12 protein-coding genes and 1 pseudogene are annotated in these 12594 nt (G+C 73.9%); 8 read left to right on the top strand and 5 right to left on the bottom strand.

The annotated features are described in order from the left end of the window. Positions 1-66: 66 nt before the first annotated feature. From EAO72_RS15890 to EAO72_RS15880, 3 genes are all read left to right on the top strand, one after another. Positions 67-684, top strand: a complete 618-nt coding sequence (locus EAO72_RS15890; protein WP_148017989.1) for a TetR/AcrR family transcriptional regulator — start codon at positions 67-69, stop codon at positions 682-684. Between the two features lie 32 nt (positions 685-716). After that, entirely contained in the window at positions 717-2375 is a 1659-nt protein-coding gene (locus EAO72_RS15885) for an acyl-CoA dehydrogenase family protein (protein ID WP_148017988.1), read from the top strand. Positions 2376-2499: 124 nt separating this feature from the next. Next, complete coding sequence (locus tag EAO72_RS15880) at positions 2500-3576, top strand: NAD-dependent epimerase/dehydratase family protein (protein WP_148017987.1); 1077 nt, start codon at positions 2500-2502, stop codon at positions 3574-3576. A gap of 17 nt (positions 3577-3593) precedes the next feature. Here EAO72_RS15880 and EAO72_RS15875 read toward each other — a convergent pair whose 3' ends face one another. Both EAO72_RS15875 and EAO72_RS15870 read right to left on the bottom strand, forming a co-directional pair. Beyond that, the gene (locus EAO72_RS15875) at positions 3594-4700 is read right to left on the bottom strand and encodes a sensor histidine kinase (protein WP_148017986.1); all 1107 of its coding nucleotides are present in this window, start codon (positions 4698-4700) and stop codon (positions 3594-3596) included. Then, positions 4697-5485 carry a response regulator transcription factor gene (locus tag EAO72_RS15870; RefSeq protein WP_148017985.1) on the bottom strand — a complete coding sequence of 263 codons (789 nt, stop codon included), beginning with the start codon at positions 5483-5485 and terminating at the stop codon, positions 4697-4699. Before EAO72_RS15870 ends, EAO72_RS15875 begins: the two co-directional genes overlap by 4 nt. A gap of 326 nt (positions 5486-5811) precedes the next feature. On the opposite strand from EAO72_RS15870, the gene EAO72_RS15865 reads away from it, so the two are divergent. Genes EAO72_RS15865 through EAO72_RS15855 form a run of 3 tightly spaced genes read left to right on the top strand, consistent with a single transcriptional unit; the run spans position 5812 to position 7999 of the window. Next, on the top strand, positions 5812-6516 hold the full coding sequence (locus EAO72_RS15865) for a glycosyltransferase family 2 protein (RefSeq protein WP_148017984.1): 705 nt from the start codon (positions 5812-5814) through the stop codon (positions 6514-6516). Further along, positions 6513-7181 (top strand): TIGR04282 family arsenosugar biosynthesis glycosyltransferase, encoded by a 669-nt coding sequence (locus EAO72_RS15860; protein ID WP_148017983.1) that lies wholly within the window; start codon positions 6513-6515, stop codon positions 7179-7181. Before EAO72_RS15865 ends, EAO72_RS15860 begins: the two co-directional genes overlap by 4 nt. Then, on the top strand, positions 7178-7999 hold the full coding sequence (locus EAO72_RS15855; protein WP_148017982.1) for a class I SAM-dependent methyltransferase: 822 nt from the start codon (positions 7178-7180) through the stop codon (positions 7997-7999). The genes EAO72_RS15860 and EAO72_RS15855 overlap by 4 nt, the downstream gene beginning before the upstream one ends. A gap of 325 nt (positions 8000-8324) precedes the next feature. Here EAO72_RS15855 and EAO72_RS15845 read toward each other — a convergent pair whose 3' ends face one another. Beyond that, a complete protein-coding gene (locus EAO72_RS15845; protein WP_261991498.1) occupies positions 8325-9635 on the bottom strand; it encodes a molybdopterin-dependent oxidoreductase in 1311 nt (436 codons plus the stop codon). Between the two features lie 184 nt (positions 9636-9819). Between EAO72_RS15845 and EAO72_RS15840 the strand changes: the two genes are divergently transcribed. Beyond that, positions 9820-11214: a hypothetical protein gene (locus EAO72_RS15840; protein WP_148017981.1), complete on the top strand. Its 1395-nt coding sequence runs from the start codon at positions 9820-9822 to the stop codon at positions 11212-11214. A 158-nt stretch (positions 11215-11372) separates the two neighbouring features. Next, positions 11373-11981: a hypothetical protein gene (locus tag EAO72_RS15835; RefSeq protein ID WP_148017980.1), complete on the top strand. Its 609-nt coding sequence runs from the start codon at positions 11373-11375 to the stop codon at positions 11979-11981. Positions 11982-12041: 60 nt separating this feature from the next. Here EAO72_RS15835 and EAO72_RS43075 read toward each other — a convergent pair. Both EAO72_RS43075 and EAO72_RS43070 read right to left on the bottom strand, forming a co-directional pair. Then, positions 12042-12149 (bottom strand): annotated as a pseudogene (locus EAO72_RS43075) (carbohydrate-binding domain-containing protein); the annotation flags it as partial. A gap of 129 nt (positions 12150-12278) precedes the next feature. After that, positions 12279-12407 (bottom strand): hypothetical protein, encoded by a 129-nt coding sequence (locus EAO72_RS43070; RefSeq protein WP_261991497.1) that lies wholly within the window; start codon positions 12405-12407, stop codon positions 12279-12281. Between the last annotated feature and the right edge of the window lie 187 nt (positions 12408-12594).

Below are 12594 nucleotides of genomic sequence, written 5' to 3'. Positions count from 1 at the left end.
CCTGGGATCGCGGGCCGGGGCGTCCGGCCCTTGTCGGGAAACTATGAATGATGGTTCACTTCTTTCATGGCCTACCGCAAGACCCCAGCCGAAATTCAACGTCTCGAATCGGCCCGTGAGCATCTGGTCACCCGGGCGACCGACGTCGTCGCCGAAGTGGGCTGGTCAGGGGCATCCGTGACCGCGGTCGCCGACGCCGCGGGCATCGCGGCGGGCTCGGTGTACCAGCACTTCGCGTCGAAGGCCGCCCTCGCGGTCGAGGTCTTCCGGCGGGCGGCGGGGCATGAGGTGGACGTCCTCGAATCCGTGCTGAACGGGTCCGGGACCCCGGTCGAGCGGCTCGCCGACGGCGTGCGGGTCTTCGCACGGCGCGCCCTCGAAAGCCGCGGCCTGGCCTATGCCCTGCTCGCCGCGCCGGCCGACGCGGCGGTCGGCGCGGAACGGCTCGTCTTCCGTCGCCGCTACCGAGCGCTGTTCGCCGAAGTGATCCGCGAGGGCATGGCACAGGGACTGCTGCCGCCCCAGAACGGGGAGGTCACCGCCGCCGCGCTCACCGGCGCGATCGGCGAGGTCCTCGTGGCGCCGCTCGGCGCGCCGAAGGACGACGACCAGGACATCCTCGCCGAACTGACCGCCATGGCGCTGCGCTGCGCGGGCGCGGCCCCTTCGTCCGCGCATCCCTGATCCGTCATCCGTCCCGCCCAGGAGGGCTCTTCATGCCTGCGTCGCCCGCACCCCACAGCCGTCCCACCGCCACCACCCACGAGGTGACGAACCAGCCGCCGCCGCTGACCGGCCACGATGTCGCCGACGACCCGGTGCTGATCGAGGGCGTCCGCCGCGAGGGTGCCGAGTGGTACCTGGACGACCTGCACCGGCTGGGCCGCCGCGCCGGCAGCGAGGAGGTGCAGCGCTGGGCGGACGAGGCCAACCGCCAGGAGCCGAGGCTGCGCACCCACGACCGCTACGGCAACCGGATCGACGAGGTCGAGTTCCACCCCTCGTACCACGCCCTCATGGACGTGGCGATCAGCGAGGGCCTCGGGGGCGCCGCGTGGGCCGACGAGCGGCCCGGTGCGCACGTGGCCCGCGCGGCGGGCTTCATGGTGTGGAGCAGCGCGGAAGCGGGCCACGGCTGCCCCGTCTCGATGACGTACGCGGCGGTCCCCGCCCTGCGTCATGCCCCGGACCTCGCCAAGACGTACGAACCCCTGCTGACCAGCCGCGTGTACGAGTCCGGTCTGCGCACCCCCGCCGAGAAGCCCGGACTGCTGGCGGGCATGGGCATGACGGAGAAGCAGGGCGGCACGGATGTGCGCGCCAACACCACCGCCGCCGTACAACAGACGGACGGCACCTGGCGGCTGCGCGGGCACAAGTGGTTCACGAGCGCCCCGATGAACGACCTCTTCCTCGTGCTCGCCCAGGCACCGGCGGGGCTGTCCTGCTTCCTGGTCCCCCGGGTCCTGCCGGACGGCAGCCGCAACACCTTCCGTATCCAGCGCCTCAAGGACAAACTCGGCAACCGATCGAACGCCAGCAGCGAGCCGGAGTTCGACGACACGGTGGCCTGGCTCGTCGGCGACGAGGGCCGGGGCGTGCGCACCATCATCGACATGGTCACCATGACGCGCCTGGACTGCGTCCTCGGTTCCGCCGCCGGCACCCGTGCGGCGCTCGCCCAGGCGACGCACCACGTACGTCACCGGTCCGTGTTCGGGACGAAGCTCATCGACCAGCCCCTGATGCGCAACGTCATCGGCGATCTGGCGCTGGAGTCCGAGGCGGCGACCACGCTGGCCCTGCGCCTGGCCGGCGCGGCGGACCGTGCACAGCAGGGCGACACCCAGGAGCGCGCCTTCCTGCGGCTGGCCACCGCGGTCGGGAAGTACTGGGTGTGCAAGCGCCAGCCGGCCGCCGTCGCCGAGGCCCTCGAATGCCTGGGCGGCAACGGGTACGACGAGGAGTCCGGCATGCCCCGCCTCTACCGCGAGGCCCCGCTCAACGGCATCTGGGAAGGCTCCGGCAACGTCAACGCCCTGGACATGCTGCGCGCCCTGGCCCGTGAGCCGGAGTCGCTCCAGGCCCTGCGCACGGAGATCGAGGCCGCCGCCGGGGGCGACCGCCGTCTGGACTCCGCCTGGCAGGAGCTCCAGGGCGAGCTCGCCCTCACCGAGGACGCCCCGATCCGGGCCCGCCGGGTCATCGAGCGCGCGGCGCTCGTCCTCCAGGGCTCCCTGCTCGTGCGCCACGCACCGGCCGCCGTCGCCGACGCCTTCTGCGCGTCCCGGCTGGCCGGCGACCGCGGACTGGCCTTCGGAACACTGCCGCCCGGGACGGACTTCACCGGGCTGCTCACCCGTCTGCCCGTCTGACCGGCCCTCCGCGGCCGGCTCCCCGTCGCGAGCCGTCCGCGGCGCGCACCCCTGTCTCTTACGTTCCCGTGACGTGCCGAGTCGCCGCCGCCCGGCCCGCCCTGCGCGCCCTACGGTGGACGGCATGCGAGTACTGGTCACCGGCGGCGCCGGGTTCATCGGTTCGGAGATCGTGCGGACCCTCGTGTCGGCCGGGCACGAGGCGGTGGTGCTTGACGCCCTGCTCCCCTCGGCGCACGGTGCGGGCGCCACCGCGCCGCCCGGTGCCGGCAGCGGGTTCGTCGTGGCGGACGTGCGCGACCGCGAGGCCGTGGACCGTGCGCTGCGCGGCATCGACGCGGTCTGCCACCAGGCGGCGATGGTCGGCCTCGGCAAGGACTTCGCGGACGCGCCGGACTACGTCGGGTGCAACGACCTGGGAACGGCCGTGCTGCTCGCCGCGATGGCGGGCGCGGGGGTGCGGAACCTGGTCCTCGCCGGATCGATGGTGGTCTACGGGGAGGGTCGGTACGACTGCCCGCTCCACGGGCCGGTCCGGCCGGGCCCCCGCGCGGAGGCCGATCTGGCCGCGGGCCGCTTCGAGCCCCGCTGCCCTTCCTGCGGAACGGAACTGGCTCCCGGGCTTGTCGGCGAGGACGCGCCGGTGGACCCGCGCAACGTGTACGCGACGACCAAGCTCGCCCAGGAACACCTCGCCTCCTCCTGGGCTCGGGCGACGGGCGGCCGTGCCGTGTCGCTGCGCTACCACAACGTGTACGGGCCGGGCATGCCGCGCGACACCCCGTATGCCGGTGTCGCCTCCTTCTTCCGTTCGGCCCTGGCCCGGGGCGAGGCGCCGCGCGTCTTCGAGGACGGCGGCCAGCGCCGGGACTTCGTCCATGTGCGGGACGTGGCCGCCGCGAACGCGGTCGCGCTGGAGGCGGTCGCGGAACGCGGGCCCGGCACCTTCACCGCGTACAACACCGGGAGCGGGCAGCCACACACCATCGGCGAGATGGCCGCTGCCCTGGCCTCGGCCCACGGGGGCCCGGCCCCGCAGGTCACCGGTGAGTACCGGCTCGGGGACGTACGCCACGTCACGGCGGACTCGCGGCGGCTGCGCGACGAGTTGGGCTGGAAGCCGACAGTGGGGTTCGCCGAGGGGATGGCGCGGTTCGCGGCGTCGCCGCTGCGGGAGGCGGCCGGGGTGGGAGCGGGGTGAGGCGAGCGGGGTGAGGCTCACGCCACCGGCAGAGTCACCTCGAAGCAGCAGCCTCCGATGACGTTGCGGACGTCCGCCCGGCCGGCGTGCGCCTCGACGATCCCGCGCACGATGGCGAGTCCGAGCCCCGCCCCGGCCGGCGGCGTACGGGCATGGGTGCCGCGCCAGCCGGTGTCGAAGACCCTGGGCAGATCCTCCTCCGGAATGCCGCCGCAGCCGTCGGTCACCGAGAGCACCACTCCGCCGCCCGTGCGGTGCGCGGCCACCGCGACGGTGCCGTCGGCGGGGGTGCGGCGGATGGCGTTGATCAGGAGGTTGCCCAGGACCCGGCTCATCTCCTTGCCGTCGACCTCGACGGGCACGGCCTCGATCCGGTCGCCGACCAGCCGCACCCCGTGCTCGCGGGCCAGCGGATCGGCCCCGGCCAGCGCGTCGCCCACCAGGTCGTAGACGGAGATCCGGGTGGGGGTCAGGGTGAGCGAGCCGGCGTGGATGCGGGAGAGCTCGAAGAGGTCGCCGACCATGTCGTTCATCCGCTCCACCTCGGTGCGTATCTGCCGCAGATAGCGCCGTGAGTCGACGGCCATGCCGTCCTCCAGCGCCTCGGACATGGCGCGCAGACCGGCGAGCGGGGTCCGCAGGTCGTGCGAGATCCAGGCGACGAGCTCCCGCCGCGAGGTCTCCAGGGCACGCTCCCGCTCGCGCGAACTGTCGAGCTTGGCGCTGGTGGCGGCCAGTTCGCGGGTGAGTGCGGCGAGTTCGGCGGTGGCCGGGGCCTCGGGGGCCGCGAACGTCCCGCCGTCGCCGAAGGAGCGGGCGGCGAGCGTCAGATCGCGGCTCCTCGCCGCCACCCAGCGGCCCAGCAGCATCGCGGTGACGAGCGAGACGACGGCGGCCATGGCGACGACGGTGGTGACCACGGAGAGGTCGTGCGGCGACAGGAACATCGCCCAGGCGACGGTCAGTGTGCCCGCGAGCATCGCGGTGACGGCCACCGCGGCGACGACGGTCAGCGAGACGACGAGCGAACGGTGCCGGGAGATCCGCAGCACGATGGCGCCGAGGAGTCCGGCGGCCGCGGCGCCCAGGAAGGCGAAGAGCGCGATGAGGAGCATGTCCGTCATGCCGGTGCTCCCGAACCGGCATCCGTGGAGGAGACGGGCGCGGCCGGACCGGCCGGCCGGTCCGCGGGCAGGTCCAGTCGGTAGCCGACGCCCCAGACCGTACGGATCAGCTCCGGGCGGGCCGGGTCGGCCTCGACCTTCCCGCGCAGACGGCGGACGTGGACGGTCACGGTCGACAGGTCCCCGAAGTCCCAGCCCCACACCTCGCGCATCAGCTCCTCCCGGGTGAAGACCCGGCCCGGATGGCGCAGGAGGAAGGCGAGCAGGTCGAACTCGCGCAGGGTGAGGGCCAGCGTCCGGCCCTCGAACGTCGCGCTGCGGGCCGCCGGGTCCAGGACGAGGCCCGCACCTGCGAGCAGTGCCGGGCGGCCGGGCGGCGTCACGGCCGCCCGGGCCCGGCGCAGCACGGAGTCGACGCGCAGGACGAGTTCGCGGGGGCTGAACGGCTTGGTGACGTAGTCGTCGGCCCCCGTCTCCAGGCCGAGGATGCGGTCGTCCTCGTCGCCGCGCGCGGTGAGCATGATGACCGGCACGGGTCCCTGCGCCCGCATGCGGCGGCAGACCTCGAACCCGTCCATGCCCGGCAGCATCAGGTCCAGGACGGCCAGGTCCGGGCGCCGGGCGGCGTACTGTTCGAGCGCGGCCGGGCCGTTCGACGCCCGGGCCACCTCGTATCCGGCCCCGGTCAGGTAGCCGGTGACCACCTCCGCGACCGTGGGGTCGTCGTCCACGACGAGTACGTGGCCGCGGGCGGCGGGGCGGCGCGGTGAGGGGTCCGGAAGTATCGGAGGGAGGAATCACGCGGCTCACCCTACGGAGAGGAAACCGACAAATCGGGTTCCGGAATCTTACGAAATATGGACGTCGGCAGGTGGCGACCCGGGAGGGTCCGCGCTCCCTCTCCGCAGGTGCCAAGGTGGTGGCATGCAGCCGACCCCGGACCCGACCCCGGTGAGGGGTCCGGGGTCGGGTCCGGGGTCGGCTGCATGCCACCACCTTGGCACCTGCGGAGAGGGAGCGCGGACCCTCCCGGGTCGCCACCTGCCGACGTCCATATTTCGTAAGATTCCGGAACCCGATTTGTCGGTTTCCTCTCCGTAGGGTGAGCCGCGTGATTCCTCCCTCCGATACTTCCGGCCCCCGCGCCGACCTCGTCCTGCCGTGTCTGGACGAGGCCGCCGCCCTGCCCGCGGTGCTGGCCTCGGTCCCTCCCGGCTGGCGGGCGATCGTCGTGGACAACGGTTCGACCGACGGCTCGGCCGAGCTGGCCCGCTCCCTGGGCGCGACGGTGGTGCATGAACCGCGGCGGGGCTTCGGCGCGGCCTGTCACGCCGGACTGCTCGCCGCCGAGGCGGAGTTCGTCTGCTTCTGCGACTGTGACGGCTCGCTGGATCCCGGGCTGCTGACGGGATTCGTCCGCCGGGTCGCCGACGGTGAGAGCGACCTGCTGCTCGGCCGCCGTCGTCCCGAGGGCCCGGGGGCCTGGCCGCTGCACGCACGGGCGGGCAATGTGGCGCTGGCCCGGATGCTGCGCCGTCGCACCGGTCTGCGCCTGCACGACCTCGGGCCGATGCGGGCCGCGCGCCGGACCGATCTGCTGGCACTCGGTCTCACCGACCGTCGCAGCGGATACCCCCTCCAGATGGTGGTCCGCGCGGCCGACGCGGGACTGCGCGTCAGCGAGACGGACGTCCCCTACCTCGCCCGGACGGGGAAGTCGAAGGTCACCGGCACCTGGCGGGGCACCTGGCACGCGGTGCGTGACATGCGCGCCGTACTGGCGGAGCCACCCGTCCGGATGGGGGCCCTGCGATGAGCGCGCCCGAGTCCGGCCCGGCCCCGGCCGGGGTGACGACCCTCCTCGTCATCGCGAAGGAGCCGCTGCCCGGCCGGGTGAAGACCCGGCTCACCCCGCCCTACTCCCCCACCGAGGCCGCGCGCCTCGCCGAGGCGGCGCTGGCCGACACGCTGCGCACCGTCCGGGCGCTGCCCGCCGCGCGGCGGGTGGTCGTCCTCGACGGGAGGCCCGGGCCGTGGCTGCCGCCCGGCATCGAGGTGGCGGAGCAGGGCCCGGGAGGCCTCGACGAGCGGCTGGCCGCCGCGTTCGCCGCCTGCACCGGGCCGACGCTCCTGATCGGGATGGACACCCCGCAGATCACGGCGGCCGATCTGGCGCCCGCCCTCTGCCCCACCGCCTGGGACGTCTGCGGCGCCTGGTTCGGCCCCGCCGAGGACGGCGGGTTCTGGGCGCTGGGACTGGCCGAACCCGACCCCGGACTCCTGCGTGGCGTACCGATGTCCGTGCCCGAGACCGGCGCGCTGCAGCGGCGCAGGCTGGTCGACGCAGGGCTGTCCGTCCGCGACCTTCCACTCCTGCGGGACGTCGACACCGCGGCCGACGCCGCGCACGTCGCCGCACTCGCACCGGACGGGCGGTTCGCCGCCGAACTCGGCCGGCTGACCCGGGCGGCGGTCCGATGAACCGCACAGGCCGCGATCAAGGTCTGCTGAACCCTCCGCACGAGGACGTCACCGCGTGGGACACCGGCTCATGGGGCACCGACCCCTACGCCAACGCCCTGCGCAACGGACACGGTCCGCTGTTCCTGCGTCGTACGGACGGCTGGTTGCTGCCGCTGGACGTGGAGCGCTGGTGTGCCGGCGCGGACGCCGCCGACCTGTCGGCACTGCGCCGTTGCGAGGGCCCCGTCCTGGACGTCGGCTGCGGGCCGGGAAGGCTGGTGGCCGCGCTGGCGGCCCGCGGCCACCGCGCGCTCGGCATCGACGTCAGCGAGGCCGCGGTCGACCGCACCCTGCGGCTCGGCGGTTCCGCGCTGCGCCGCTCCGTCTTCGAACCGCTCCCGGGCGAGGGCCGCTGGGGCACCGTGCTGCTCCTCGACGGCAACGTGGGTATCGGCGGCGACCCGTCCGGCCTGCTGCGGCGCGCGGCGGACCTGCTGGCCCCGGGCGGACTCCTCATCGCGGAGACGGCGCCCCACGACATCGACGAGCGGGTCCGGGTGCGTCTGGACGACGGGGGCGCTGCCGCCGCCGGACCGGCACCCGCCCCGTTCCCGTGGGCCCGGCTCGGCACACCCGCGCTGCTGGGATACGCCCGCCGGCACGGCCTGCACCGCGTCGATCAGTGGGAAGCGGACGGCCGCTCCTTCGTCTCCGTACGACGCAGCCGGACCGTCCGGACCACCAGCCAGAGCGCCGACACCGAGAACAGCGCGGCCGTGATCAGCAGCCAGTTCCCGAGGAACACCTCGGGGGACAGCCCGCTCGCCGGCTCGTAGCGCTCCGCCTGCCGGGTGATCAGCGGGAACCACATGAGCAGCAGCAGCCCGGAGAGGAAGACCGGCACCCGGACGAAGTTCACCAGGTCCGGGCGCCGGCCGGCCGCCCGGCACAGCAGCCGGTCCGCGCCCGCGTACAGCGGGACCAGCACCAGATCGTGCACAAGGGCGGCACCGACGAACCACACGATCACGCCCCAGGTGTCGCCCGCCAGCAGCCGCACGCCCGCATATCCTGCCAGGGCGAAGGAGGCGGCCATCAGCAGGAGGTGCAGGGGCCCTTCCCCGTACCATCGCCGCACCACGGTGCCCGGGTTCACGCGGTTCACAGTGCTCCAAAGGTCAGCCGGGACACCCATTTGGTGTTGAGTACGCCGGGGGCGGCCGGGACGATGACGCGTGCCGGATAGCCGTGATCGGGTGTCAGGTCCTCCCCGTTGACCTGGAGGGCCAGCAGGGAGCGCGGGTCGCGTACCTGGTTGTCGCGCAGGGCGGCCCGGCGGAACGGCCCGCTGCGCTGTACGGACTCCACGAGCACCCCCGGGGCGTCGTCCGGGTAGCCGGCGAGCGCGGCCAGATCCCTCAGCCGGACGCCGCGCCACCACTGGTCCGAAGTGGACCAGCCCTCCACGCACGCGATCGGGAGCGCCGCGCTGTACTGGTCCATGGCCAGCAACTGCGCCCGGGTGAAGCGGAGATCGCCGGCCGGCCCGCTGACGGTGAGCCACCAGCCCTCCCCCGTATCGGCGGGGGTCACGCCGACCGCGGCGGCCGTCTTGTTGATCTGGAAACCGCCCGGCCCGGAGCCCGGCTCGGCCGCGCCATGCGGAGTGAGCGCGGCGAGACGCCGCAGCGGCCCGTCGAAGCTCCGTCCGGCGGAGGTGATCAGCAGGACCAGCGAACCGGCTCCGACCATGGCCAGCGCCCCGCGGCGGGACAGCGTCGGCGGAGCGGGCGCGGGCGACTCCAGCGGATCATCCGGCACCTTCGCGCTGAGCCCGCCCGACCGCAGCACCCGTACGGCCTGTGGCGCCCGGAGCCCGGCATGAGCGAGGAACGCGGCGAAGAACACCCACGCCCCGTAGAAGTGCAGCGGGTAGAAGGAGCCCGGGAACAGGTACTCCAGCTGGATGTTGAGCAGCCCCGTGACGAACTCGAACAGCACGCCGCCCACCAGCAGGAGCAGCGAGATCCGTTCCAGGGCGTGCCCGGGGGAACGGGCCGGCGGCAGCGCGAAGAGCCGCGGAACCACGGACCAGAGCTTGGCCAGCAGAACCGGGACGAGCACGATGCCGAGGGTGACGTGGAGCCCCTGCGTCAGCCGGTACAGCCAGTGCGGACCGGTCGGCCAGGCGAAGAGGTAGAAGCCCAGCAGCCCCTTGTCGGGCGTCTTGTCGTTGACCGGGTTCAGGTCCGGGTTGTAGGCGGCGTACGACAACAGACCGGTCACGAACAGCACGGTGATCCCGACGAGCAGGACGAGGCCGAGCACGGCGGTGAACCGCACGCCCCGCACCGGGCTGCGCCAGAACCCCGGCGCGGAGGGCAGGTGTTCGAGGACCGTCGTCGCCCGGCCGCCGAGGAGGCGGGAGAGGAACGCGGGTGGGGTCGGACTCTGCCGACGGCTGTCGCCCATGCCCCGACGCTATGCCGGGGTGGGAGGGGTGAGGCGGTTGCGACTCCTGACGAAACGGTGACGTCACCCCTGGGACGCACGGCCGCTCCGTGCCCGCCGCCGCGTGGACCACGGAATCTGACGGTTCGGTGACGCGCCCGGTCACCACGCCCGCGCGCCGCGGTGTCGTGCGTACGGTGCCTGCGTGAAGACCGAGGACCGTACCGAACCCGCCATCGAGCCGCTCCCCGCACAGCGCTCCGGGCACCGCCGCGACCTGGCCGCCGCCGCGGCGGGCGTCGTACTCGTCGCCGCGGCCGTACTCGTCGGCCGCGCCTTCGATGACCCCGCCCGCACCCTCGTCGTCCACTGGCCGCCCCTGCTCGCCACCTGGTACCCGCACCTCGGGCCGGGCACCTGGATCGCGCCCGTCGTCGCCGCGGCCGTCATCGCGTACGGTCCCGTCCTCGCCGACCGGCTGCGGTGGCGGGGGCTGCTGCTCAGCTGCTACGCCGCCTCGCTCGCCTGGGTCCTCTCGCTGGCCATGATCGACGGCTGGGGCCGCGGCATCGCCGAACGGCTCACCACGAAGCACGAGTACCTGCGGGTCATCGGCCGCTTCGACGACATCGGTGGTGCGCTGCGCGGTTTCAACGAACACATCCTGAGCGGCGCGCCGGGCAACTGGCCCGCCCACATCGCCGGACACCCGCCGGGCGCCACGCTCACCTTCGTCCTGCTGGACCGCATCGGGCTCGGCGGCGGCGCCTGGGCCGGGATCTGGTGCGTCGTGACCGGCGCCACCGCCGCGGTGGCCGTCCTGATCGCGGTACGCGTCCTGGCGGACGAGCGCACCGCCCGCCGCGCCGCTCCGTTCGTCGTCCTCGCACCGGTCGCGATCTGGGCGGGCACCTCCGCGGACGGCTACTTCACCGCGGTGGCCGGCTGGACCGTCGCGCTGCTGGCCCTGGCCGCGACCCGCACGGTCCGCAGCCCCGCGGCGGCAGCACTGGGCGCCGGTCTCCTCTACGGGCTGACCTGCTACCTGAGCTACGGTCTGACGCTCATCGCGCTCCCGCTCCTCGCCGTCCTCGTCCTCACCCGCACCGCCCGGCCGCTGCCCCCCTTCGTCCTGGGCGCTCTCGTGGTGCCGGTGGCCTTCACCCTCGCGGGCTTCAACTGGTGGGAGGCGTACCACCTGCTCGTCGAGCGCTACTACCAGGGAGCCGGCGGCGTCCGTCCTTACTGGTACTGGGTCTGGGCCAACCTCGCCTGCACGGCGATCGCGGTGGGACCGGCGACGCTCGCGGGCCTGCGCCGCAGTACGGCGGGGGCCCCCGGGGCCCTGCGCATCCTGCGCACCGGGACGACGGCTCCGTCGCAGCGGCTGGCCCTGCTCGTCTCGGCGGCGCTCCTGGCACTGCTGGCGGCCGACCTGTCCGGGATGAGCAAGGCGGAGACGGAACGGATCTGGCAGCCGTTCATGCTCTGGCTGCTCGCCGCGGCCGCCCTCCTGCCCGTCCGGGGCCGGCGCGGCTGGCTGGCCGCGCAGGCGGTCGTGGCACTGGCGGTCAACCACCTGCTCTGGACCGGCTGGTAGCCGACGGGGCGTACGCCACCGGCCGCGTCCACGCCCCGGTCACCGCCGCGCCGCCGGTGGCCCCGCTTCACTCGGCGGGGTGGAGTCCGCAGCCCACGGGGGTTGTTTCGGCCCCGCCGCGCTCAGGTTCCCCCGGTGGTCTGCCGAACGATGAGCGCATGTCACTGAACAGTCTGCGCTCCCTGGCCCGCCGCGTGGTTCCCACCTTGCTGGTCGCCCACGTCGTCCTCCTCCCCCTTCAGCCCGCCTCCGCCGCCGAGCGGGCGGTCCAGCCGTGCCGGTCGGCCGCCGCCTGCGGTTCGGTGATCGTCGCCCCCGTCTCCCAGGCCGCCCCGGAACACGGTGACTGCACCAGCCCGGAACCGGTCGTGTGCCTGATCCGGAGCGAGACGCCGGAGGAACGCGAGATCGCCCGCGACCAGCGAATGGCCTACCACCAGCTCCTGGTGGACATGGAGCGCACGGAGTGCGCCATGCGCGCCGAAGGGCGCTCGGAGGAGGACATCGCGCGCGCTCTGGTCCAGATGCGCAACGACGCCAAGGACGTCATCCGCGCCGGCATGACCCCGGAGCAGGTCGCGGAGCTGGAGGCACGCAACCAGAAGAAGTACGGCAACCCGCTCGGCCCGACGGCGGACCAGCTCTACCTGAAGTACGGCTCCTGGGAGAAGGTCGCCGAAGCCGCCACCCGTTCGAGCGCGGCCGTGGACCAGGAGCTCGGTCTGGAGTTCCGCCACTGCTCCTGCGAGGTGCTCCGGGCGGCCTGATCCGACGCCGGTCCGGCCCGACTGCCTGCGCAGACGGGCCGGACCGGACACTGCCGGATGTCAGCTGCCGGCACCGCTGCCGGCCACGACGCAGGACCGGCTGTTCTCCCAGCCCCATCCGTCGCCGTCGGGGTCGGAGGAGCTGCCGTTGACGCAGTACGGATAGCCGTTGGGCGCGGTGCCGCCGCCCGTGCCGCCCCCGCCGCCCCGGCTCGCCGTCGTCGCCGTGGACGGTGGTGGTCCCGGAGGTGGGGGCGATGCCGTTGGCGCCGTTGATGAAGCGGTTGCCCCCGGCGGTCAGGAGTTCGCGTCGAAGCCGTTGACCATGTCGAGGTACGCGACGCCGCTGCCGTTGCCGCTCCAGGACCAGCCGATGTAGCCCACTCCCAGTGACTGCGCGGTCGCCGCTGGGCGTGCGCCACGCACAGGATGATCGGACCGGAGCGCCTCAGGTGGTCCCGCTCGCCGGGGGCGACCGCTTCATCAACGGCGCCAACGGCATCGCCCCCACCTCCGGGACCACCACCGTCCACGGCGACGACGGCGAGCCGGGGCGGCGGGGGCGGCACGGGCGGCGGCACCGCGCCCAACGGCTATCCGTACTGCGTCAACG

It is taken from the genome of Streptomyces sp. OR43, assembly GCF_008042275.1.
GTDB lineage: Bacteria > Actinomycetota > Actinomycetes > Streptomycetales > Streptomycetaceae > Streptomyces.
This window is presented reverse-complemented; position numbering and strand designations above follow the sequence as displayed.

Excerpts from the sequence above, each read along its gene's own strand:
- EAO72_RS15890 (WP_148017989.1), top strand. The coding sequence starts at position 67 with ATGGCCTACCGCAAGACCCCAGCCGAAATTCAACGTCTCGAATCGGCC.
- EAO72_RS15885 (WP_148017988.1), top strand. The coding sequence starts at position 717 with ATGCCTGCGTCGCCCGCACCCCACAGCCGTCCCACCGCCACCACCCAC.
- EAO72_RS15880 (WP_148017987.1), top strand. The coding sequence starts at position 2,500 with ATGCGAGTACTGGTCACCGGCGGCGCCGGGTTCATCGGTTCGGAGATC.
- EAO72_RS15875 (WP_148017986.1), bottom strand. The coding sequence starts at position 4,700 with ATGACGGACATGCTCCTCATCGCGCTCTTCGCCTTCCTGGGCGCCGCG.
- EAO72_RS15860 (WP_148017983.1), top strand. The coding sequence starts at position 6,513 with ATGAGCGCGCCCGAGTCCGGCCCGGCCCCGGCCGGGGTGACGACCCTC.
- EAO72_RS15855 (WP_148017982.1), top strand. The coding sequence starts at position 7,178 with ATGAACCGCACAGGCCGCGATCAAGGTCTGCTGAACCCTCCGCACGAG.
- EAO72_RS15845 (WP_261991498.1), bottom strand. The coding sequence starts at position 9,635 with ATGGGCGACAGCCGTCGGCAGAGTCCGACCCCACCCGCGTTCCTCTCC.
- EAO72_RS15835 (WP_148017980.1), top strand. The coding sequence starts at position 11,373 with ATGTCACTGAACAGTCTGCGCTCCCTGGCCCGCCGCGTGGTTCCCACC.